Source organism: Thermogemmatispora onikobensis (genome assembly GCF_001748285.1).
In the GTDB taxonomy this organism is placed as follows: domain Bacteria; phylum Chloroflexota; class Ktedonobacteria; order Ktedonobacterales; family Ktedonobacteraceae; genus Thermogemmatispora; species Thermogemmatispora onikobensis.
This window is the reverse complement of the sequence record NZ_BDGT01000009.1, coordinates 18923-42258: the sequence shown is the minus strand read 5'-3', so window position 1 is coordinate 42258 and position 23336 is coordinate 18923. Positions and strand designations below refer to the sequence as shown.

18 protein-coding genes are annotated in these 23336 nt (G+C 61.0%); 11 read left to right on the top strand and 7 right to left on the bottom strand.

Features of this window, described 5'->3' with window-relative positions; translation table 11 throughout:
• Positions 1-19: 19 nt before the first annotated feature.
• From BGC09_RS06050 to BGC09_RS06035, 4 genes are all read right to left on the bottom strand, one after another.
• Complete coding sequence (locus BGC09_RS06050; protein ID WP_069802999.1) at positions 20-583, bottom strand: anthranilate synthase component II; 564 nt, start codon at positions 581-583, stop codon at positions 20-22.
• A 47-nt stretch (positions 584-630) separates the two neighbouring features.
• Entirely contained in the window at positions 631-2211 is a 1581-nt protein-coding gene (trpE, locus tag BGC09_RS06045) for an anthranilate synthase component I (protein ID WP_069802998.1), read from the bottom strand.
• 80 nt (positions 2212-2291) lie between these two features.
• Positions 2292-3335 (bottom strand): tryptophan--tRNA ligase, encoded by a 1044-nt coding sequence (trpS, locus tag BGC09_RS06040; protein WP_069802997.1) that lies wholly within the window; start codon positions 3333-3335, stop codon positions 2292-2294.
• 576 nt (positions 3336-3911) lie between these two features.
• Positions 3912-4649: a histidine phosphatase family protein gene (locus BGC09_RS06035; RefSeq protein WP_069802996.1), complete on the bottom strand. Its 738-nt coding sequence runs from the start codon at positions 4647-4649 to the stop codon at positions 3912-3914.
• A 417-nt stretch (positions 4650-5066) separates the two neighbouring features.
• Between BGC09_RS06035 and BGC09_RS06030 the strand changes: the two genes are divergently transcribed.
• From BGC09_RS06030 to BGC09_RS06015, 4 genes are all read left to right on the top strand, one after another.
• Positions 5067-5771, top strand: a complete 705-nt coding sequence (locus BGC09_RS06030) for a metal-dependent transcriptional regulator (RefSeq protein WP_069802995.1) — start codon at positions 5067-5069, stop codon at positions 5769-5771.
• 292 nt (positions 5772-6063) lie between these two features.
• Positions 6064-6936 carry an FTR1 family iron permease gene (locus BGC09_RS06025; RefSeq protein WP_069802994.1) on the top strand — a complete coding sequence of 291 codons (873 nt, stop codon included), beginning with the start codon at positions 6064-6066 and terminating at the stop codon, positions 6934-6936.
• A gap of 320 nt (positions 6937-7256) precedes the next feature.
• Entirely contained in the window at positions 7257-8909 is a 1653-nt protein-coding gene (locus BGC09_RS06020) for an O-antigen ligase family protein (protein ID WP_069802993.1), read from the top strand.
• 114 nt (positions 8910-9023) lie between these two features.
• Positions 9024-9338, top strand: a complete 315-nt coding sequence (locus BGC09_RS06015; protein ID WP_069802992.1) for a DUF3307 domain-containing protein — start codon at positions 9024-9026, stop codon at positions 9336-9338.
• On the opposite strand, the gene BGC09_RS06010 is transcribed toward BGC09_RS06015, so the two are convergent.
• The 3 genes from BGC09_RS06010 to BGC09_RS06000 all read right to left on the bottom strand — a co-directional run bounded on the left by BGC09_RS06010 (position 9304) and on the right by BGC09_RS06000 (position 12867).
• Positions 9304-10344 (bottom strand): YihY/virulence factor BrkB family protein, encoded by a 1041-nt coding sequence (locus tag BGC09_RS06010; RefSeq protein ID WP_069802991.1) that lies wholly within the window; start codon positions 10342-10344, stop codon positions 9304-9306. The genes BGC09_RS06015 and BGC09_RS06010 overlap by 35 nt on opposite strands.
• 162 nt (positions 10345-10506) lie before the next feature.
• A complete protein-coding gene (locus BGC09_RS06005; protein ID WP_069802990.1) occupies positions 10507-11241 on the bottom strand; it encodes a zinc ribbon domain-containing protein in 735 nt (244 codons plus the stop codon).
• Positions 11242-11496: 255 nt separating this feature from the next.
• Positions 11497-12867, bottom strand: a complete 1371-nt coding sequence (locus tag BGC09_RS06000) for a helix-turn-helix domain-containing protein (protein WP_069802989.1) — start codon at positions 12865-12867, stop codon at positions 11497-11499.
• A gap of 484 nt (positions 12868-13351) precedes the next feature.
• On the opposite strand from BGC09_RS06000, the gene BGC09_RS05995 reads away from it, so the two are divergent.
• The 7 genes from BGC09_RS05995 to BGC09_RS22780 all read left to right on the top strand — a co-directional run bounded on the left by BGC09_RS05995 (position 13352) and on the right by BGC09_RS22780 (position 23332).
• The gene (locus BGC09_RS05995) at positions 13352-15409 is read left to right on the top strand and encodes a DNA gyrase/topoisomerase IV subunit B (RefSeq protein WP_218103978.1); all 2058 of its coding nucleotides are present in this window, start codon (positions 13352-13354) and stop codon (positions 15407-15409) included.
• 57 nt (positions 15410-15466) lie between these two features.
• Entirely contained in the window at positions 15467-17965 is a 2499-nt protein-coding gene (locus BGC09_RS05990) for a DNA gyrase/topoisomerase IV subunit A (RefSeq protein WP_069802988.1), read from the top strand.
• A 256-nt stretch (positions 17966-18221) separates the two neighbouring features.
• Entirely contained in the window at positions 18222-18827 is a 606-nt protein-coding gene (locus BGC09_RS05985) for a TetR/AcrR family transcriptional regulator (protein ID WP_069802987.1), read from the top strand.
• A 61-nt stretch (positions 18828-18888) separates the two neighbouring features.
• Positions 18889-19377, top strand: a complete 489-nt coding sequence (locus tag BGC09_RS05980) for a hypothetical protein (protein ID WP_069802986.1) — start codon at positions 18889-18891, stop codon at positions 19375-19377.
• A gap of 19 nt (positions 19378-19396) precedes the next feature.
• Positions 19397-20185: an SDR family NAD(P)-dependent oxidoreductase gene (locus BGC09_RS05975; protein WP_069802985.1), complete on the top strand. Its 789-nt coding sequence runs from the start codon at positions 19397-19399 to the stop codon at positions 20183-20185.
• A 59-nt stretch (positions 20186-20244) separates the two neighbouring features.
• The gene (locus BGC09_RS05970) at positions 20245-22557 is read left to right on the top strand and encodes an MMPL family transporter (protein WP_069802984.1); all 2313 of its coding nucleotides are present in this window, start codon (positions 20245-20247) and stop codon (positions 22555-22557) included.
• A gap of 466 nt (positions 22558-23023) precedes the next feature.
• Positions 23024-23332, top strand: coding sequence for a twin-arginine translocation signal domain-containing protein (locus BGC09_RS22780; RefSeq protein ID WP_176728854.1), 309 nt, complete (start codon positions 23024-23026; stop codon positions 23330-23332).
• The last annotated feature ends 4 nt before the right edge of the window (positions 23333-23336 follow it).

The window sequence follows — 23336 nt, the reverse complement described above, 5'->3', positions numbered from 1 at the left end:
GCTGGAGGGACGCCTGAGCTTAACGGGTGAGAAAGTTGCGCAACAGGTCCTTGCCGACCGTTGTCATAATCGACTCGGGGTGGAACTGCACCCCTTCGACGGGATAGCGACGGTGGCGCAGGCCCATAATCAAGCCATCCGCCGTCTCGGCGGTAATCTCCAGCTCAGCCGGGAGCGAGGAGCGCTCAACGATGAGGCTATGGTAGCGATTGGCTTCGAAAGGATTGGGAAGATCACGGAGACAACCCTGGCCACGATGATAGATCAGGCTCGTCTTCCCATGCACCGGCTCCGGCGCCCGGATGACGCGGCCACCGTAGACCTGGCCGATGGCCTGATGGCCCAGGCAGACGCCCAGAATCGGCAGGCGCGACCCGAACGTGGCAATGATCTCGCACGAGAGACCGGCCTCATTGGGGGTACAGGGGCCAGGCGAAATCACAATGCGCTCCGGCTGCAGGGCAGCAATCTCGTCCAGCGTCAACTGATCATTGCGCCGGACCAGCACCTCGGCCCCCAGCTCAGAGAGATACTGATAAAGATTGTAAGTAAAGCTATCGTAGTTATCGATCAGTAAGATCATTGCTAGCGCCTCTCTTCCAGACAAAGACCGGCAGGCAGCACGCCAGGTCAGGTGTGAGCGTAACGAGGACGCTGTGCGCGGGCCATCTCCTCAGCCGTCTCCACAGCGCGCAGCAGCGCGCGGGCCTTATTCATGCTTTCCTGGTACTCAGCGGCGGGATCAGAGTCTGCCACCACGCCGCCACCTGCCTGGATATACGCATGTCCGCTCTTCATAACCATAGTACGCAGAGCGATTGCGGTATCCAGATTGCCCGAATGGCTGAAGTAGCCGACGGCGCCGGCGTAGACGCCGCGGCGCATTCCTTCCAACTCACTGATAATCTCCATGGCCCGGATCTTCGGCGCCCCGGTCACCGTCCCGGCAGGAAAGCCGGCGCGCAGAGCGTCGAAAGGAGTCAGCTCGGGGCGCAGCCGTCCGACCACATTCGAGACCAGGTGCATCACATGAGAATAGCGCTCGATCTCCATAAACTGGCTCACGGAAACACTACCGGGCAGGCTGACACGGCCCACATCGTTGCGGCCCAGGTCCACCAGCATCACATGTTCAGCGCGCTCCTTGGGATCGCGGCGCAGCTCCTCCTCCAGCAAGCGATCGCTCTCGGGATCGCCCCCGCGGGGGCGAGTGCCGGCAATGGGATGGATGGTCACCTCGCCCTCCTCGACGCGCACCAGCAGCTCTGGCGAGGCGCCGAGCACCACAAAGTCCTCCAGATCGAGATAGAACATATACGGGGAGGGATTGATCGTACGCAGCGCTCGATAGACCGTAAACGGCGCGGCATTGACCGGGCGGCGCAAGCGCTGGGAAGGCACCACCTGGAAAATATCGCCCGCTGCGATGTACTCCTTAGCGCGGCGCACCATCGCCTCATACTGCTCGCGTGTAAAGCTAGAGGTCACCGTGGGCGTCCCGGTATAGATCGGCTCCGGTTCAGCGGGCAGGCGCAGCTCCTCCTGCAGGCGAGCGACCACGCCCTCGATCGCCTGCAGGCAGCGGGCATACTCCGCCTCCAGGTCGGGGGCGTCCAGATGGAGGTGCGTAATCACGCGCAGACGATGCTTCAAATGATCGAAGGCCAGCACCGTCTCCGTAAAGCTAAAGATAGCCAGGGGCAGGCCCAACTCATCGGCGGAGGGCACCGGGAGCCGCTCGAAGCGGGAAGCCACCTCATAGGCCAGATAGCCCACGGCGCCGCCATAGAAGCGCGGCAAAGCGTCATTGCCCTCTTGCCTCGGTCTCAGCAGGCGATAGCGTCCGAGCTCCTGCTCAATCAGCTGGAGCGGATCGTAAGAAGGCAAGCGGACCAGCGAGCGGCAGCGCTGTGTTCCATCCTCATAGCTCAGATAGCGCAGCGTTGCCGTCTGCTCATCCTGAATCAGCACCAGGTACGGATCGATGCCGATAAACGAATAGCGGGCGATGCGCTCGCCGCCCTCCACGCTCTCCAGCAGAAACGTATAGGGGCCGCGGGCTGTCTTGCAGTAAGCCGAAACCGGCGTCTCTGTATCGGCCAGCACATCGCGATAGAGGGGGACCAGCGGAATCCTGCCGCTGGCCAGCTCCCCCTCGGCCTCCAGCTTCTGGCGCAAGGAACGCACTTCGTCCAGAGATGGCGAAAACATAGACAGCCTCTTCTCCTTCTCCTTCTTCCCCGGAGCGCCTCGGCGGCGCCGCCGGCCTGAGTTTGCAACCCGAGCCGAGGCTAGCCGAGGCCAATCACATCCTTCATGTGCTGTAAGGTCGCCTCAGCAATCGGGCGTACCGCGTCGGCTCCGGCGCGCAAGAGCGCCTCCAGCTCTGCCGGATCACGCATATACTCCTCGTAGCGGCGCTGAATTGGCTCCAGCGTAGCCACCATAACCTCTGTCAGGCGTGCCTTCAGCTCGCCATAGCCTTTGCCCTCAAACTCTGCCTCGATCTCCTCGCGCGACTGCTCCGTCAGCGCCTGATAAATCGTCAGCAGATTATTGACCCCAGGCCGTTCGGGATCGAAGCGGATCAGGCGCAGCGAATCTGTCGTTGCCCGGGCGATCTTCTGCTTGATCGTCTTCGGGTCATCGAGCAGATTGATCCGCGAGTTAGGGTTAGGGTTCGACTTGCTCATCTTCTGAGTCGGATCGGTGAGCGACATAATGCGAGCCCCAACCTCACGGATGAGCGGCTCCGGGATCGTAAAGACCTCCTGCCGGTAGAGATGATTGAAGCGCTGAGCCAGATCGCGCGTCAGCTCCAGATGCTGGCGCTGGTCCTCGCCGACAGGAACCAGGTGCGTCTGATAGAGCAGAATATCGCAAGCCATCAGCACCGGGTACATATAGATACCCGCCCCGACCGTCTCCTGGTTCTCGCCGGCTTTGGCCTTGAACTGGGTCATGCGATTCAGCCAGCCCATCGGTGTGAAGCAACCCAGAATCCAGCTCGCCTCGGCATGCTGGCGCACATGCGACTGCACAAAAAGCTTGCAGTAGCGCGTATCGAGGCCGCAAGCCAGATAGATGGCAGCCAGCTTGCGAATATTCTGGTGCAGCTCCTGGGGATCGATGGGCAGCGTAATTGCATGCAGATCCACAATGCAATAAATATTGTCATATTCTGTCTGCGTTCGCACCCAATTGCGGATCGCCCCCAGATAGTTGCCCAGGTGGATATCGCCGCTTGGTTGTATGCCGGAGAAGGTGCGCTTCTTCAGCGGCGGTGCACTGCTGCTGCTCGTCTGTACCTGTTGATCGTGATCAATCGTTGTCATAGAAAAGACCTCCCTCCAGCGGGGCCTGGGAGCCACACCTCGTCACATGTGCAACTGCCGGGGTGAGGCCCGTGGTCTGGCTCAGAGCGTGCTGATGAGTAGAACGGAAGGCAACCAATAAAAAAACGCTTCTCGTCACAGGGACGAGAAGCGTGAAGCTTTCGTGGTACCACCCTTCTTCAGACCCTGGCTCCCGCCATACGTAGACCTCTCTCCAGGAAGCTTGAGAGAGAGCAAGCGGTTGCCGTAGCCGCGTCGCCGGGCGTCCTGTTGTACGGGACACGCCGGCCCACGGCGGACAAGGTCCCTCGTTGCCGGGTACGCTCTGATACCCTGTCCTCGATAACGGGGGACGCTCCGGGAGCCAGCTACTACTCTCCTCGCCTGCCTGGCGAGGGAGAGGTTCGCACTCCAGCTCACAGGCCCATTCTACGACTGCTGCAGCATCGGTTTCCACCATTCCCGACTCTCTGGTGCGCAGCGGAGTCGTATACTCTTCCTGCTCGTCGCTGATCGTATGTCGTTGTTATCGCCTTGGTATCCAGGTAAGAGTATAGATGACCGGGTAGGGCTCTGTCAAGGGGCGGTAGAAAGCCCTTCGGCGATGGGCGAGACAGAGGGCTTCTCGGCGTACTGGAGCTGTCCGGGGACCAGCTCGGCGGCCTGGCCAGAGAGGTGAGCGGTGCTGGCCCAGAGGCGCAGGTTGCCGACGAGCACCTCCTCGAAGGCCTGCAGCTCGATTTCCGTGATTGCGCAGTTGTCCATTGCCCCGTGATAGATGGGCGCGCGATCCGCATTATAGCAGAGGGACTTGACCAGTACCGTGAAGATGCCGCCGTGTCCGGCGATAATGATGCGGCGTCCGCTCTGGCCAGCGATGACCTTGCGCAGGCCCTGGCGGATACGCTGCAGGAGCTCCAGAAAGTTCTCCCCCTCGGGAAAGCGGGTCAGGTAGTTGCCACTATACCAATCGGCAATGATCTGATCGTGGAGCTTCCAGTGCTCGACGGTTGGAGGGCGGCGCTCAAGATCGCCAACGTTGATCTCGCGAAACTCCTCTAGCAGGGTCACAGGCAGGGCCACTGCCTCGGCAATGATCTCGGCGGTCTGGCGCGCGCGCCTCAGCGGTGAGGCGTAGATCGCATCAATGGGCTGGCCTCGAAAAAAAGCGGCGGTCTGCCTGGCTTGCAGCAGACCCTTGGCATTCAGGGGATAATCGACAAGACGGTAGGAAAATTCCTTAGTCAGATTGGCTGGGTTCTCTCCGTGACGTACAAGATAGATCGTATTGGTTAATACTGTACTACTACTCATTCGCTCCTTTTGATAAAATCTCCTCGTAAGGTACAAAAACCACCAACGAGCTGGTCCGCCGCACCTCAGCGCCGGAGGAGGGTGGGGCGACGGAGGCTGCTCTCATCCTCATCGTACCACACGAAGCAGGCTGCTGTCCAAAATTCAGCAGCTGAAGTGATGACAGGACCTTCAGGCCACTCGGCGCCACAGGGAGGAGCGCCGGCCCGTCTGCCTTCCTCTCCTGGTAGAGAGGGGTGGATAGGGAGAGCGCTGAGGCTCTGTCGTCGCCGGAAGCACTCGCTGGCGGCCCGGCCCGGTTCACCGGAAGAAAGCAGGCGTTGATTTGGCACCGCCTGCTTGATATGCTATACTGCATGTGGGGTAGTATCGCCATTTGCACGAGTTTTGGCCTGCAGCAAAGGGAACAGAAGAATCATGAAGACCGCAGAATCAGTGAGTCAGACTGTCGAGGAATACCTGGAAACAATTTATAACATGAGTATGGAGGGAGAGACAGTCATTGGAGCAAGATTAGCTCAGAAATTTGGCGTAGCTCCTCCGACGGTAACTGAGACGCTTAAGCGGCTTGTCCGTGATGGATACGTAGAGATGGATAGCAAGCGGCAGGTACGTCTTACCGAAGCGGGTTATCGGATCGCCGAGTCTGTGCTGCGACGTCACCGGCTTGCTGAGCGCTTCCTGGTCGATCTTCTGGGCATGGAGTGGCACCAGGTCCATGAAGAGGCCTGTCGTCTGGAGCATGTCATCTCAGGCAAATTTGAGGAGCAGGTCATCCTCAACCTCAAGCAACCAACCACCTGCCCGCATGGCAATCCCATCCCTGGTCTTGTCCCCAACGCGCGGACCTATCTCAGCGACTGTGGAGCTGTGCGGCTTTCCACCCTGGCTCCGGGTGAGACGGCGACGATTCTCCTCATTTCAGAGGTGGTTGAGGACGAATCGGCCCTGATCCTCTATCTCCACCAGCGTGGGTTGACGCCGGGCACGCGCCTGACCGTAGTTTCTCAGGGGCGCAAGCTCAATCCTGACGATAGCGAGGAGAGTGTGGTGCTCATGGTCGAGGGGCATGAAGTGGCCATCATGAAGTCCATTGCGCCCAAGATCTGGGTCACACGCTAGGCGTCTTCCGGCCTCCCGACGAGGTGGATGATCCCCAGCCCTGTTCAGGGCTGGGGTGGGGGAAGGGAAAAGAGCCGGGAGCGGCTGGCTGGCCTGGGCAACGCCTGGGTAGCAGGAGGGCGTGAGCAGCGAGCAAACTCATCCCTTGACCGTGGCTTGCAGCTGGTGCTATCATCTGAATAGGCTCATATCTGAGTAGGATACTCGGATTTGGAAACGTAGCGGAAGGGATTAGGGAGAGCATTGACTAGCCCGCTGCGCTGTCAGCGAAACATGGAGAAAGTAGCGTTCGATGCTGGCGACTGCCATTCTCTATCTACGCGAGGGACTTGAGGCCAGCCTGATTGTGAGCATCCTCCTGGCAGCTCTGCGCCAGTTACAGCTGATGCGCCAGGCGCGCGCAGTCTGGATCGGGGTGCTGCTGGCCGTCTTCTGCTCTTTTCTCGCTGCATTGGCCTTATATGTCACTGTTCGCATCTACGACGGTACCTGGTTTGAGGCGGTCTTTGAGACCGTGACCTACCTGGTGGCGGTGGTGCTTCTGACTTCAATGACCTTCTGGATGCAGCATCATAGCCGCACCTTGAAGCGTGAGATGATGACAAAGGCCAGTATGGCCAGCTCAGGTCTGGCTTTGGGGCTGCTGGCCTTCACCTCGGTCGGTCGTGAAGGGCTGGAAACAGCTTTCTTTACGCTGGCCTTCGCTCTTCAGACACACGAGGCCCCGCTGCTCATGCTGGGGGCGCTGCTTGGCCTGGTGCTGGCCGTGGCTCTCTGCGTCCTGATCTATCGTCTGGGCTACCGCCTCGACTATCGTCGCTTTTTCCGGGTCATGGGGCTACTCTTGCTCTTTTTTGCCGCTGGCTTATTGGGTAATGCTGTCCAGACCATGCAAGAGGAGCTGCATTGGCTGCCGTTTGGAACGACGGTGCTCTGGGATAGCAGTGGCTGGCTGAGCGAAGAGAGCACGCTGGGCAGCCTGCTGCATGGCCTGCTGGGTTACAGTGATGCGCCAACGCTGCTGCAAGCCTGCGTCTATGTCGTCTTCCTGCTCATCTTTGGGACGCTCTTCTGGCGCCTGACGCGCAAACCCGTCCCGCAGTCTCCTGCGCAACCGTCGCAGACCCTGCCTGCCGAAGCGGCTACTAAAGGCGCCTCGCATTAAACGCCGACGGCCTGGCCATCCTCTTTCTTTGCTCGTCCCCTCCGCCTTCGGCGGGAACCGTGCTCACCCGAGTCGGCTATTCTTGGCGCGGACGGCAGCTTTCCGGCAGGCATATGCTACAATGGGAACATTGAACTCGCTGCCCCTGCTCCTGTCAGCTGAAGCGAGCAGACGTGTAGCAGGGGCGCCTCTTTGCTATCTTACCTCTTGCGCTCCCGACCAGCTCAGTTGGTCACAGTGCGACGAATGTGCCCTTTCTATCGATGTATAGCTATGGGGAGTACGCAGAACCCGGAATATAGAGAAGGTTTTGTCTAAAAATGAGCGAAAAAGTACTTCCTTCCAATGTACCGGAGATCGGGGTCCAGCGAGAAAGGCTGGCTAGAGGGGGCGAGCCGGCCCCAGGCTCGCCCACTGCCCGTGCTCTATCGCCTTTCTGGCTTGATCGTCTTCTTGAGGCTGGCCTGGTGCTCTCGATGGCCCTCTACTATTGTGCGGGCAATTCCCATCTGGGATCAGGGCCGTTCTTCCATCTCTCCCCGCTTGCAACCTTGCCTTTCCTCTTCGTCTTTATGATCCTCTGCTGGTATCGTCCAGCGATGGCCGTTGCGCTCCTGCCGCTCAGTCTACCCGTCTACTTACAACAAAAGACCGTTATTAGCCATTACAGCTTTAGTGCGGCGGAGATTGGCCTTTGGAGTTGTGTGGCTGTTATCGTGATCCAGGCGTTGGTGCGGAGGCAGCACTGGCCCTACTGGCTGAGCGGATCCGAGCTGCGGGCCCGCCTGGGTCCCTTGCTGTGGCCGATTCTGCTCTTCCTGGGGGCCGCGGCCTTTTCCGTTGTCATCGCCTATAACCGTACGGTAGCTCTCCGGGCTTTCCGCGAGGAGGTCTTTGATCCGCTGGTCTATCTCCTGTTAGCTCTCTACTGTCTCCGGACGCGCCAGGACCTGGTGAGGCTGCTGCTGGCGCTCTTCGCCACTGGTTTGCTGATTGCCTTCCTCGGTATAGGGCAGTACCTGGATCTGCTGGCCCGCGGTGCCAGCCTCAGCGATATCCCGCGCATTAACACTGTCTATGGGAGTGCCAACAGTGTGGGGCTGCTTTTCGACTATACCCTGCCTCTGGGCCTCGCACTGATGCTCATGCCGCGGGTGACCACTAGCGGCTTCCTGGCCTCCTGGCGTTGTCGCCTCTTAGCTCTGGCGCTCTGCCTGCCGCTCGTCTTCGTCCTCTATCTCACGCGCTCTGGGGGCGCCTGGGCAGCCTGTGCGGGAGCGGTTATCTTTCTTATTGCCTGCGCCATTGCTGATCGCCGTCTCTTGCTGATCTGTGGGCTGGGGCTAATGCTCCTGGCAGGGCTTGGACTCCTCTGCTTCCATAGCACCATCAGTAGCTATCTCCTGGAGCGGCATGCCAACGCCCAGGGCATTGGCACCCTTACCAAGCGCCTCTACCTCTGGGAGAGCGCCCTCCACATGATCAAAGACAGCCCTGTTACGGGCTACGGTCTCGACAACTGGCTCTGTCATTATAGCCTGAACAACGTCTGCCACAGCACGAATCTCTATCACTACTGGATCACCACCGATCCGCAGACGCACCGGCCCACCGGCCTGCGCTACGAGCCGGACCTCTCTCATCCGCATAATATTTTTCTGCAAATCTGGGTCAGCGTTGGCACTGTGGGCCTCCTGGCCTTCCTGGCGGTGCTGGTCTTCTTCTTCTGGCTGCTCTTCCGTATTCTGGCGCGCCTGTATCGCCAGGCCGAAGCTGATCCCTGGTTAGTCTGGGGCGCGCTCAGCATCGGCGGCGCAATGGTGGCCGCCCTGGTCCAGGGGATGGTCGATAGCTCGGTGCTGGAGCAGGACCTGGCCTTCTGCTTTTGGATACTGGTGCTGGCTCTGCTCCTGCTGCGCGTCCTGTCAAAGACACCCTGGCGGGGCCAGAGTGCCTCTGTGGGGGCAATGTAAGCCAGTTCACTCTTGAGATGCGAGCCAGGTCATAGTCTGGCCATCCCCTCTGGCACTAGGCTAGATCGAAAAAGTGAGCACTGTTGCTCTAGCTGAGTTCAGAGGGGATGGCCGATGGTTGTCACCAGTCTGTTGTCAACGCTATTCACCTGGCTGGCCTGCCATTTTGTCGGAGACTTCGCCTTCCAAAGCAGCTGGATGGCACTGGAGAAAGGCAAGAGCTGGGAAGTCGCCTTCTATCACTGCGCCACTTACACCGCGGTCTTCGTCCTCTTTGCCCGTCCCTCGGTGCTGGCCATTGTTTTACTCCTCACCACCCACCTGATCATTGATGCCCTCAAGGCGCGCTACCACATAATCCCCTCCATCTGGGTTGACCAGCTGCTGCACCTGGTCACGATTGCCCTGATTGTTCTTTGGGGTCTCTAGTTCCTGATGAAATCAGGTTGCTGGAAGGAGCAGGGGGTGGAGCTGGCTCAGCTGAAGCGACGGCCTCCTGAGCGGAGCTAGCAGCTACCAGTGTCACCAGATCGGCGGGGGCCGAGCGAATCTTCTCACCGAAGAAAGCGTTGACCTCTGCGCCCAGCAGGAGAATCACCGCGAAGTAGTAGAAGAAGGTCACCAGAATAATGGCAAAGCCGATCTGGCCACCCAGGCCGTTCAGGAAATGGGCGGCGTAGAGGGAGAAGAGAGACAGATAGATTTGGGTCAGCACAGCGGCCAGCAAGGCGCCGCGCCAGGTTGAACGCCAGCGGATGCGTCGATTGGGCACGAAGGTATAGATCGTCAAAAAGAAGACCCACGAGAGTGCCAGGCCGCCCAGCAGGCCACCCAAGCTGAAAGCGAAGCCGCTGCCGGGTATCTGACCAAGCGGGGTCTGCTTCAGGAAGGAGATAACCAGGGCCGGCAGGCTGGCCGCCAGGACCATCAGCGGAGTCAGCACGGCGAAGAGCAAGAGCATACCCAGGGCCATCAGATTCTGCTGCAGCAGGGCGCGAGGGCGCCGTCGGTAGATGATGCCGAAACAGCCCTCCAGCAAGACGAAGAGGCGAGAGCCTGTGAAGAGAGCGATCAGGACGGAGACGACGCCGAGGGGACCAGAGACGCGATTGAGCTGGCGCAGCAGGGCATCGATCAGCTCAGGCGAGGCCGTCATCCGCGGAAAGATCGAAAGAATGACCTGACTGAGGTACATGCGGACCTCGGCCTTGCCCAGCAGCAGACCTGGAAGGGCCAGCAGTGCCACGGCTAGCGGAGCCATTGCGGTCAGCAAGTTAAAGGCCAGAGCTGCCGCCAGGTTCATGACCCAGTCATTGTTGAATTTGACAAAAAAAGCCTGAGCGCGCTGCACGATCTTCTCCAATCTGGCCCGGCTGGAGGCTCCTGGGCGCGTGCGATGCTGTTGCTTCCCTTCAGAGACTTCTTCCGTTGTCATAGTCATCCACAAACTCCAGAGAAAAGCTCCCAGTCTATTCACGCCAGAAAGGCCCTCTCTGTTTCAAGGGCGCGGCGCCGCGTGGCGCGAGTCAGGCTCGCAGCGGTTCAGGTTGAGAGACATGGCGCGGTGAGGCGATAGAGCGACCGGCCTGGCCGGGCGTCAGGGCAGGAGGGCGCCACACTGTCCACAATAGTGCTTGCCTGGGCGCACGCGGGCCCCGCACTGATCGCAGAAAAAGGTCTCGCTATCAGCCGCGGCCTGGCTCTGGCCATCAGCGGCGGGGGGAGGAAACGAGCCGGGGGTGGTCGGAGGCGCAGGTGTTGGAGCAGCGGAAGGGGGGGCGGATGGTCCCATGCCTGCCGGAGAGGGCGGTGAAGACAAAGGACGCTGAGCAGGGCTGCTCGTTTGAGTGCTCTGGAGGGCCCGGGCGGCCTTCACAGCCAGACTTCCCAGCGTGGCGGCTACCTTGAGACCCTTGGCCAGCTCCTCCATCTCCTGCTTGAGGCGCTGGGGAGGAGGAAAAAACGTGTTGTCAGAAACCTTTTGGAAGAAGTTCGGTCCGAGCTGTACCCCCTCACCATTCCAGGCAAACTGGCCCTCCAGGCGGCTCCCATCGTCGAAGAGCAGCAGCAGCCGACGCTCCTGGCAGACATACTGACCCTCGTACCGCGTCGCTGCGGGTGGCTGGCTCACAGCAGGCCCAGCGCCGCTGCCTGAGCTGGTCAGCAGACTCTGAGCGGCCTGGGCCAGGCGCGAGCGCTCCTGAGTGAACAGCACAAAACGTCCATTGGGCAGCAGAGTCAGACGGTCGACCCGTGCAGTCCAGGCATCCAGCCCCGGCACCGGCAGCGAACGATGCTGGCATTCATACTGTCCAGTCACTGGCTTCTGCATGTGAACCTCCCCGTAATGCGCGCACTAGCGTCTGGAGGGGCAGACTGCTTGCTGCTGATCCTCTCTCGGTATGCTCTGGCTCCTATCGAACGATGCTCGGCATGACGCGCGGCCCAGTCTGTCAGCTGAGCTATCCCACAGGCTGCTTCCTGCTGGGCCTTGCTAGAGAATCTACGGCTGGCACAAGGAGGAAGTTGCGCCAGTCATCGTTGAGCGGTGCCGGCGAATGGATCTGGCCCTGGCGCCGTGCCGTACTCACTGCTCATCGGTGATCGCCAGCGGCTCCTGCCACTGACGGCGTGTCTGAGCCAGAGCACGCGCCACATCCAGCTCGTACTCGCCCTCCCTAATTCTACCGCGCTTCAACAAATGGCGTCCCAGCAGATCGTGAGCATGAATCAGGGCCGCCATCCGATCGGTAGGCTTCAGCTCCTCGATAGCGGCACGGAAAGCTCGCTCAGCCCCGGACTCGCCGCTGATCGGTCTGTCCTGCTCTTGCTCCAGGGCCTCCAGGATCTGGCCCTCGATCAGATAGGCCTCCGCGCGGCGCAGCGTATAGCTTTTGCGTGCCGCCTCGTGAGCCTGGCGAACGTACTCCAGGGCCAGTTCATAATGCTGACACTGTAGCTCAAGGCTCGCCAGATAGGCCGCTGCCGCTGCTACCACATTGGCCTCGCGCTTCTGACGGCGCTCCTCCAGACTATTCTTCGCCACGGGTGAGGCAGCAGCCACTCGCGGCTGCCACTTCTCCAGCACCTCACGCAGACAGGCGCGGGCCTCGTCCAAACGGCCCAGGCCCTGGTAGATCAGAGCGATTTCGCAGCTCAGCAAGCTCTCGTTGATCTCGTCGCCAATCGAGCGATAAAGCGTACGAGCGTTCTCGGCATGATGGAGGGCGCGATACTTCAGTCGCTCGGACTCAGCGGGCCACTGCTCATTATCGCGGTGCGTATCGGCGCGCTCGAACGAAACCAGAGCGAGCCCCCAGTGGGCTTCAGCCACGTAGTGAATGGGGGTTTCTGGCTGCATCAGCTTCAGCACCGTCTCATAGTGATCATTAGCCAGATCGAGATAGCCCAGCTCGCGGCAGGTTGCGGCCAGGTGCAGGTGGAGCAATGTCGCCTCATAGACCTGCTCGGTTGGTAGTCGCTCAGGGCGCAAAGCGGCGGCCTGGAAGAACTGCCGCTGAGCCTGCACAAACTCCCGCATGCTAAAGAAGCACTGTCCTCTCAAAGCATAGAGCCTCCAGCGCAGTGAAGGAGGAGCATGCTCGATGTTGATGGTCGTAACCAGGTCCAGGGCTGCTTTCACATGTTTGCTCTCTAGCAAGCGGAGAGCGTGATTCAACTTTTCCTCGTTTTCCTTGTAGCGATTGGCCTCGGCCTCCGACTCGCGCTGCTGCTGAACCAGGACCATCAAATCGTCCAGGGGCAGATTCAGCCGCTCAGCCAGGAAGCGCAGGCTCTCTGGCGAAGGCTCGACGCGGTTGCGCTCGATTTGAGAGATCAGGCTGGTACTGTAGCGACCGTCAGCGACATCCGCCAGCGAGAGGCGTAGGCTCTGCCGTGCTGCGCGGATACGCCCTCCTAGCGTGTCAGGAGATACTCGCTTGGCTGGACGTGCCATACGTTCCTTCCGTCCTTCCCGTAATCAATCTCACAATGCTCGGCTCTGCCGCCCTCGCCCGGGAACGGCTCGCTTGGCGCGAGTCACCAGGCATAATGCGACACCCTTTTAAATGTAAAACGATTATAATCAATGACGGTCAAAATTTCAATCAACCTGCTGACCGTACTGTTTGTTCTCTTTGCTTCTCCTGCTCTTAGCAAGCGTCGTTTGCCCTTCACCTCTGCTGGTCTGGTGCAGGGAAGCGGGCCCACAGCGGGGGGAGAAGCTAGAACTTTTGGTCCAAAACCCCCTTGACTTTCCCCAAACAAGGCTGTATCCTGTCTCGGCAAGAACAGCAAAGGCAAGAGAGGAACTTTCTCAGATGACTCGTTCCCCCCGGGCTAGCGCTGTTCCTACAGGGGAACCTGTAGGAATAGACGGACAACTTTCACTTTTTTCAGTAGGTACAGTTGACACAGAAACCGAGGAGCAGCTGCAACCGGTGTCGGGCGCGCGGGCGGAGCAGGTCGAAGAGCAGGAGGGAGCGTTTCAGGACGGGGAGCGGCGTGGGCGGGGCCGGGGAAGAAGCAGGGAAGGCTCAGCCGGCAGTGATCCGACTGGCTACTCAGCGGCCAATATCCAGGTACTGGAAGGGCTAACGGCTATTCGTCATCGGCCTGGCATGTACATTGGTTCGACCTCAACCTCTGGGCTGTTGCATCTGCTCTGGGAGGCTCTTGATAACGCTGTAGATGAGGCTGTGGCGGGCTATGGCCGCCATATCTGGGTACGCATTGAGCGTGATGGCCGGGTCACGGTGCGCGACGAGGGGCGCGGCATGCCGTTTGATCCCATGACCTATCAGGGCCGGACGCTGCCGGCGGCGACCGTCATCATGACCGTGCCGCACTCGGGCGGCAAATTTGCTGAAGGGGCCTACAAGACGGCTGGCGGCCTGCATGGGGTCGGGGCAACGGTGATTAATGCCCTCTCCGAAGAGCTGGAATTGACCATCTGGCGCAACGGGCAGCAGTTTCGCCAGCGCTTCCAGCGCGGCCTTGCGCTTCCCCATGAGATTACCCCATGTGATCCGCGCTTGCATGGGACGCAGCTCTGGTGGCTCTACGACCGCAGCATTTTCGACGCGGAGGCCTACTACGCTCCCGAAGCGGTTCAGAGCCGGCTCAAGGCCGCCGCCTATCTCAATCGCGGGGTAGCTTTCCACCTCGATCTCTGGGATGAAGCCAGCGGGCAGCAGGTGCAATATCTCTTTTATTCGCGCGAGGGCCTGCCCGATTACGTGCGCGACCTGGCCGCCGGGGGCGCTGCGGGCGGCCAGCCGCTCTTCAAGCAGGTGATCGCCATTGCCGGTGAGCGCGATGGCGTCCAGGTGGAGGTGGCCCTGCAACCGACAACCGGCTTTAAAACGACGCTCTTCAGCTACGCCAATGCCGTGCGCACGCGCGATGGTGGCGTCCATGAAACAGGCTTCAAAGCGGCCCTGACGCGCGTGGTCCATGACTACGCCCTCAAATGGGGGATCATCAAGAGCCGCGACAAGGAGGGCTTCCGCCCCGAGGTCATTCAGCAGGGCCTCAACGCCGTTATCTCGGTCAAGCTCACCAACCCCCAGTTTCAGGGGCAGACCAAGGATCGTCTCAACAATGCCCCGGTTGAGGGCATTGTGCGCTCGATCGTCGATGAAGGACTCAAAGAGTGGTTTGAGCGCAATCCGGCTGCTGGCAAAGAGTGGATCAAAAAGATCCAACAAATGCAGAAGGCTCGTAACGAAGCTCAGCTGGTCGAGGAGCTGGCGCGCAGCGGTGAGAAGAAGAATGGCGAACTCATCGACACCTCGCTCTCGCGCAAGTTTCTGAAGTGCAATACCAACGATCCGGCGCGGGCTGAACTCTTTATTGTCGAAGGCGACTCTGCCGGAGGCAGCGCTGGCCAGGGGCGCTTCTCGGAGTACCAGGCGGTGCTCAAGCTGAAAGGGAAGCCCCTGAATGTGGCCAAAGCCGATCTGGAGCGCATCCTGCGCAACGAGGAGATCCGCACCATTATTAATGTCCTTGGCACGGGCACCCGCGATGCCTTTGATATTAGCAAGCTGCGCTTCCAGCGCATCATCATTGCCACCGATGCCGATGTCGACGGCCTGCACATTCAGTGTCTGCTGCTGACCCTTTTCCACCAGGAGTTTAGCGAGCTGATTGAGCGTGGCCATGTTTACATTGCCTGCCCGCCCCTCTACTCGGTGCGCTATAGGGGGCGTGTCGTCTGGCTGCTAGACGACGAGGCGCGTCAGCAATTTCTGGCGACGCATCCCGAGGCTCAGGGCCTGGAGTTCAAGCGCTATAAGGGGCTGGGGGAGATGAATCCCCAGGAGCTGCGGGATACAACCTTCGATCCGGCTCAGCGCACGCTCAAGCGCGTGACGCTGGAGGATGCGGTCCTGGCCTCGAGGCTGGTGGCCGAATTGATGGAGGATCGCAACGCCGAGGCCCGTCGCAGCTTTCTGGCCGAGCACGCGCGCAAGATCAGGGAGATCGATGTCTAGCGGCAGGAGGGCAGGAGCCAATCGATGACGGAGACAGAGCAAAGGATAGGCAGACGTATGGCACGCATGTCTGATCGTTCGGTTGAGCAGGGGACGATTCGCGAGGAGGACTTCGCGGTCCTGCTGGCGCGCGCCTTCGCCACCTACGGGCTGTCGGTGGTGACCGATCGCGCGCTGCCGGATGCCCGCGATGGTCTCAAGCCGGTGCAGCGCCGTATTCTGACCGGGATGCGCGAGGCCGGCTATCGCTCCGAGCGTCCTACGGTCAAGAGCGCCGAGGTGGTGGGGCTGATTCTGGGTAACTACCATCCTCACGGCGATGCCTCGGTCTATGAGGCCGCCGTGCGCCTGGCCCAGCCTTTTACGATGCGCTACCCCCTGATCGAGGGCCAGGGGAATATGGGCAGCGAGGATGGCGATGCCCCCGCCGCCTATCGCTATACAGAGATGCGTCTCTCGCCGCTGGCCGAGGCCTTGATGGCCGATCTGGAATGCGAGACGGTGCCGTTGCACCCGACCTATAAGCAGGACCCCAAGGTCCTGGAGCCAGATTATTTGCCCGGGCGCCTGCCGCCCGTGATTAATCCCTCCAGCGGCATCGCCGTCGGCCTGGCGACCAATATTCCGCCCCATAATCTGGCCGAGGTCCTGCGGGCCTGTATTGCCCTGCTTGATCAGCCCGAGATGAGCGTCGAGCAGCTGATGACGATGATCCAGGGGCCGGACTTCCCCCAGGGCGGGCGTGTGATTGGCCTGGATGGCATTCGCGACTACTTCACCACCGGCAAGGGGCGCATCGTAGTCCGAGCCGAGGTGCGGCTTGAGGAGACGCCGCGCAGCCGCTCGCTGGTGGTCGTGCAGATCCCGCCGGTAGGGCGCGATCGAGTGAAGGTCTCCATTGCCGAGGCCATCAATGCCGGGCGCGTTGAGGGGCTGCTGCCGGATGTGCGCGATGAGAGCGACGCCGAGAAGGGCACACGCATTGTCCTCGACCTGCGAAAAGATGCCGATCCGGCGCGCGTACTGACCCAGTTGTATCAGGAGACCGATCTGCAAGTCTCGCTCTCCTTCCAAATGGTCTTTCTCTTCGGGGAACCAATGCAGCCGGCTCGCCAGCCGCGCCAGGTGGGCATGCTGGAGCTGCTCAACTATTGGAATGCCCACCAGATCGATGTTCTGACACGCCGCGCGCAGTTTCAACTGCGTAAGGCCCGCGAGCGCTTGCACGTTTTGGAGGGGCTGATCATCGGCGCAGCCAACGCTCAGGAGATCGTGCGCCTCTTTCAGCAGGCGGAGGACCGCGCAGCGGCGCGCCGGGCCATCGAGGAGCGCTATCGGCTGACGGCAGCCCAGTCGGAGGTGATCGCCGGGATGACGCTCTCCCAGGTGACGCGCCTGGACGCGCAGAAGTATGTTCGTGAGCGCGAAGAGCTGCAGACGCGGGTAGCCGAGCTGGAGCACCTTCTGAGCGATCGACGAGCACTGGTGGCGCAACTCAAGCGAGAGATGCAGCAGTTGATCCGGCGCTTCGGAGATGGGCGCCGCACGGTCGTTGACGCCCAGGCGCGCGTCGATGAGCCGGTGCGCGAAGTGCAGCCCCTTTATGAGCGGACACCCCTGACGCTGGTGCTGACGCGCGCAGCGGCGGTGAAGGCTCTGCCGCCCGGGGCCTATGGAACGCGCTCGTCGGAGCGCTATGGGCCGGTGCGTGGCGATGAGCAGCTGCGCCAGATCCTGCCAGGCTACTCACAGGACGCTGTGCTCTGCGTTGCTTCCAGCGGGCGCGTCTTCCAGGTGCCGGCGTTCCGTCTACCGCAGGCAACGCGCTCGGCCCGCGGTGAGCCACTGGCTCGCTTGCTGGCCCTCAATCCAGAAGAGGAGCCAGTGGCGCTCTTCGCACTGGCGGCGCACGAGGAGGATCGCTATCTGGTAACCTTTAGTCGCCAGGGGAAGGTGAAAAAGTCGCCGCTGAGCGAGTATCGCACGGTAGATGAGGAGGGCTTGCAAGATATGAAGCTGGCGGAAGGCGATGCGGTGGCAACGGCCCTGGTGGTCAGAGCCGGCGGCGAGTATCTGGTGAGTAGCGATAGCGGGCAGACCCTGCGCTTTGCCGATGAGAGTCTGCGCTCCCAGGGCCGTAGTGGTCAGGGGGTGATGGCCATGACCCTGGCCGCTGGCTCGCGCCTGGTGAGCGCTGCCTATCTCCAGCCAGAGCAGCCGGGAGAACTGGCGACAGGGACCGCTCTGCTCCTCCTCAGCGAGCAAGGCTACGCTAAGCGCCTGGCCGTGGAGGAGCTGCCCTTGCGCGGACGAGCCACGGCAGGCGTGACCAGCCTGACACTCCTCCCTGGCGATCAGCTGCTGACGACGCTGCTGGTTCAGCCTACGGATCAGCTGCTCTTCGTCTGGCGCCCAGAAGGAGCGAACAGAGGCGAGCAGACACGGGTCCTGCGCGCTCAGGAAATCCCCCTGCTGGGCCGCAGCGGACCCCCGCAGCGCCTGGTCGAGGGCCAACTGCTGGCGGCGGTGCTCTTGCCACCTGTCCAGGAGAACTGAGCGAATGGGATAGGCAGGACCAGTCACTGGGCGGTTGGGTTGCTTGCGAGCGCGAAGGACCAGGGGCGTAGGAAGGCTTCGATTGCAACCTGACAAACGCGCTTTCTCCCGTACAAGGCCCCTGCGGCTGACGGCTGCTCGCCGCTCCTGCAGGGGCCTGCGATGGTCTCAATCGCCACTCTTCTGCAAACGAGCGCTTGACTTTTGGGTGAACTTAGTTTACCATTGCTGATGAAAGCGGAAAGGAGAGCAGAGCGTGGGCAGCAAGGAGAGACGGGAGCGCGAGCGCGAAGCCATGCGGCAGGCGATTATGGAGGCGGCGCTGATGATTGCGGCACAGGAGGGCTGGCAGGCTGTGACGGTGCGTCGGGTGGCTGAGCGCATCGAGTATAGTCCTTCCGCGCTCTATAAGTATTTCGAGGATAAGGACGCCATTCTAGAAACGCTGCTGGTGCAGGGCTTTGCCCAGTTGCTGGAGGAGCTGCGCCGCGCTGCTGCTGGGGAGAGGGACCCCGAGGAGCGGCTGCTCCATATAGCCACAGCTTATTGGGGCTTCGTCTGGCGCAATCAGACGCTCTACGAGCTGATGTTTAGCCTGCGTCAGGGCGGGTTGCACAACATTCAAGAGGCCAAAGCTACCTTTGCTCTGGTGCGGTCGGTACTGGCAAACTGGAGCGAGGCCCGCTCTGTGACCCTGCGCAACCTGGATGACGCCGTCGATATCCTCTGGGCAACCTTGCATGGCCTGGTGAGCCTCGCCCTGGCACACCTGGTCTACGGCGGCCCTCCCCGCGCGAAGCTGCTCCTGACGCGGGCGGTGCGCGATCTGCTGCGGGCCTGGGAACAGGCTCCCGCGCACTAATTTTTTTTTGAAATTTGGTGAACTTTGTTCTATTAGTTGACAATGTTAATGAGGTGTTGAGATGACCGTGTGGCTGGTCCTTGTCGAACGGCTGCTGCTCGCTGTTCTGGCTGGTGGGAGCCTGATCATGGCCATCTGTGTGCGTCCGCCCCTGCTGCGTGCGCTCAGGGAAGCCAGTTCTGCTCTGGAGGTCAATCTTACCGATCAGTTGCGCCTGCAGGTATGGGGCCGTTTCAACGATCTGGCCTTATGCTGTGCGCTGCTCCTCCTTGGGCTGTTTGTCTGGCAGGCCCTGATGAGTGGCCAGAGCGAGTACCTCTTACTGAGCGTGGGAGCGGCCTTGTGTGCCCTAGCGCTCCTGCGCAAACTCTTGATCGACCGTCGTCTGCACTGGGTTGAGAGGCAGCAGCGTGAAGAAGGTGCCGCCGGCGAGGGTGGGAGCGCCATCGGGGTGCGCGAGCGGCGTGAGCTGGTACTCCTCTCCGTTGGAACCCTACTGCTCTCTTTCGGCCTGCTGACCTGGCCACTGGTCCAGACTGCTGGCCGCTGATTGGGAAGGAGGCAGCGACATGGAAAGACCGGGCTTCCGGGGCAAGGTTGTACTGGTCTTAGGAGCCAGCGGAGGAATCGGCGCGGCCCTGGTCCACCGGCTGCTGGCTTCCGGTGCGCAGGTGATCGCCGCGGCGCGCTCACCGGAGCGTCTGGCTATGCTGGCGCGTGAGGTGGAGGAGTCAGCTCAGCTCCTGACCTGTCCCGTCGATGTACGCGATCCTCAGCAGGTGGCGGACCTGCTGAGCCAGGTCTGGGAGCGTACTGGGCGCATCGATCTGGCCATCTACTGTGCCGGTATCGAGTATCTCGGGCCGCTGAAGACGATAGGCAGCGCGGAGCTGGAAGAGATGATGGCCACCAATTTCTACGGTCTCTTCTTCCTCTTGCAGCAGCTTCTGCCCCTGATGGAGCAGCAGCGAGAAAAGGGAACGATCGTCAGCGTCTCCTCGCCGATGGCGCGCCTGGCCTTTCCCTGGGCGAGTGCCTATGCAGCCAGCAAGGCGGCGGGTGATGCGCTGCTGACGGGGCTGCGTCGCGAATGCAGGCGTAGCGGTGTGCGTCTGCTCACCATCTATCCAGGACCAACGGCGACCGGAGCAGGCCAGCAACTCCCGCCGGAGCGTCTACCGCGCTGGCACGAGCACGGCCAGAAGATGGAGGCCGGACGCTGTGCAGAGCTGCTCTTGCGAGCCGTTGCTGCTGGTCAGACGCAGCGGGCGCTTACCAGGTCTCTCCGCCTGCTGTTCCTGCTTGAGCGCTGGCTGCCGTCGCTCAGCGAGCGCATTTGTGCTGGTATGCCGGTGTAAGCTCCTTTCTTTCCTGGTCCTGGTGAACACGGCTGCATGCATCGTGGGGAGAAAGATTCATGCTCAGTATGCGTTATGCCCCCTGGCTCTATCGCTGGCGCTGGCTGGTCCTGGGTACAGCGCCCCTCTTCATCGTCCTGGCGCTCATCTACGGGACCGGCCTCTTTGCTGCTCTCAAGACTGGCGGCTTCGATGTGCCCGGAAGCGAATCCTTCCAGGCTCAGCAGCTCCTTGAAAAGCAGCTTCCAGGAGCAACTCCTGATGTGATCCTGCTGCTCAAAGCGCCGGGCTTGCATCCGACTGACCCGGTCTTTGAGGAGGCAGCGCGCGCGCTCTTGCGTACGCTCCAGGCCCGCAGTGAGGTTGCTGGGCTGACTTCCTACTATACTAGGCGCAGCCCTCAGCTCCTCTCCGACGATGGACGCGAAACGCTGGTCCTCATTCAGCTCGCTCATCAGGACGAGTCGACAAAAGAACAAGAGTACCGGGCGATCCTGCCGCTTTTGACCTCGCCCCTCTTGCAGATTACCGCCGGGGGAAGTGTCCCCTTTGCTGTGGAACTCAACCAGCAGGTCAGCCAGGATCTGGAACGAGCTGAGTTGCTGACCTTCCCACTGGTGACTTTGCTGCTACTGATCGTCTTTGGTGGTCTTGTCGCAGCCATGATGCCGCTAGTGATTGGCGGAATGACGGTTATTCTGGCCTTTGCTATCCTGCATCTCTTGGCAGAAGTAACTGAGATATCGGTCTTTGCCATTAACGTCGTTACTATGCTGGGTCTGGGCCTGTCGATAGATTATGCGCTCCTGATGATCACGCGCTTTCGAGAGGAATTGGTGGCGGGGGATCATGCGGGGGAGCCGCGGGTGGCTCTCGCCTTGCGAGCCACCTTGCGTACGGCGGGGAGAGCCGTCCTCTTCTCGGGGCTGACGGTTAGCCTGAGCCTCCTGGGCCTGCTCCTCTTCCCAGAGGTCTTTCTGCGCAGCCTGGGTCTGGGAGCGATCACTACCGTGCTCGTGGCTCTGCTGACCGCGCTGGTGCTCTTGCCTGCCTTCCTGGCTGTCCTTGGGAAACGGATTAACCTGCTGAGCCTGCGCGGTGGTTTCCGACTGCTTCGGGAGGGCCGGTCAGCTGCTCAGGGTGCTCTTGCATCTAGGCCGAGGGAGGAGGGCCGCGGGAGGACTACGGGAGCCTGGGCCTGGATTGCCGAACTGGTCATGCGGCATCCCTGGCCTGTCTTGTTGGTCCTGTTGCCGTGCCTGCTCCTCCCAGGCTGGCCTTTTCTCTCAGTTTCCTTCTCGACGCCGGATGTCAGTGTACTGCCCGCAACAGCCTCGGCGCGGCTGCTGGCTGAGCGTCTGAGCCATGACTTTCGCGAACACGGGGCCGCTCAGATTACGATTGCTCTCAGCAGCGAGACAGGTGTCCTCTCGGCTGTGGGCCTGGCCCGGCTCGATCGCTATGTCCAGCAGCTGAAGCGCCTCCCTGGCGTCATCCATATTGAGAGCCTGGTCACCGTTGATCCCCGGCTCTCGCTAGCTGAGTACCAGCGGCTCTATGCCCAGCCAGAGCCGGCCAGGCAGCCCGAGCTGACGAACGTGGCCCATCTACTGGCTCACGGTCGCTACACCCAGGTCACCGTGGCACTGGCCTACAACGAGCTCTCTCCACAGGCCAGCCATCTGGTTGAACAGATCCGGCAGCTCAGCCTGCCAGGTGGACTGACGGCTCTCGTGGGCGGCCTGACGGCCCAGCAGATCGATCTCTTCGCCAATTTGCGGGCCACGATTCCTGTGGCTCTGGCCCTGCTGATCCTGGCGGTGATGCTGCTCCTCTTTGTCATGACCGGGTCGCTCCTGATTCCGCTCAAAACCGTGCTGCTCAGCCTCCTCTCGCTGACCGTCACCTTTGGCTCGCTGGTCTGGATCTTCCAGCAGGGACACCTCGCCTCTGTGCTGGACTTTGAGCCGCCTGGCAGCATAGATGGCACACAGCCTGTGCTCATTTTCGCCATTGCCTTTGGCCTCTCGATGGACTATGAGGTCTTTCTGCTGAGCCGCATCAAGGAGTATTACGATCAGAGCGGCGACAATCGCCAGGCTGTCGCCCTCGGACTCCAGCGCACCGGCGGACTGATCACCAGTGCCGCTCTGCTGCTGGCGGTGGTTCTGGCTGCCTTTGCTACGGCCCGCATCATCTTCATCAAGGAGATTGGCGTAGGGCTGGCGCTGGCCGTTCTGCTGGATGCCAGTATCATCCGTGCTTTGCTGGTCCCGGCGACGATGCGACTGCTGGGTGATTTCAACTGGTGGGCGCCGCCGCTCCTGCGGGCGCTCTGGCGACGTATGGGCTGGAGCGAGCTAGACCAATAGCGCTGACCTGAACGCTGATGTGCGTTGCCCTTGCTCGTTAGAGATAATAAACGAGCTGTTGCTGCTATTCATGCTTGAGCGCTGATATGTCGCGAAGCGCGCATAGCCTTCCCTGCTGATGGCCACGCCCGTGGGGGAAGCCTGGGCCAGCAAAGCGTAGCGCCGAGGGGGGCCTGCTGGCCACTTGCAATGAGGTGCTCGCTCCGGCGCGCCGGAGCGAGGGCCTACTCGATCTTGGGCCTATCGAGAGCCTGGTTATTCTTATGGCGGCAGGAAAGGCCCTTTCTTGATAGAGATGAATTCTGCGCCTCTCTATACTGGGGGTAAAGACCTGACCGGCTTCAAAGGTGAAGCGGTTGTATGTATGAGCTGTTACCTGCTCCTCATGACGGCAGCAAGTCATGAGGGGCAGGCGCTCAGCGGTGTCGAACCGAACAAACCAGCAAGGCAAAGTGAGGAGATAACCATGCCGCGAATGACAAGGCGCAGTTTTCTCAAGCGGACCTCCGTTGGCGTGGCCACCGGAAGCGCTCTGGTTGGGGCCTTTGCTGTGGCGCAGCCGGTCGAAGCGCAGCCAGCAGCAGCCGGTGTAGTAAATGCAGGCCGGGCAGCAGGTTCCGACCTGGCCTCTGCCTCAGAGAACGACGAGCCGCTGGTGCTGCATGTGCGCCAGCGGAGCACGGGAGAGGTGAGCATCCTGACCGGTACACGTGAGATCACCTATCGTGATCCGCATCTGGTCGCCCATCTCCTCAAGAGGGCCGCGCAACCATGATTAT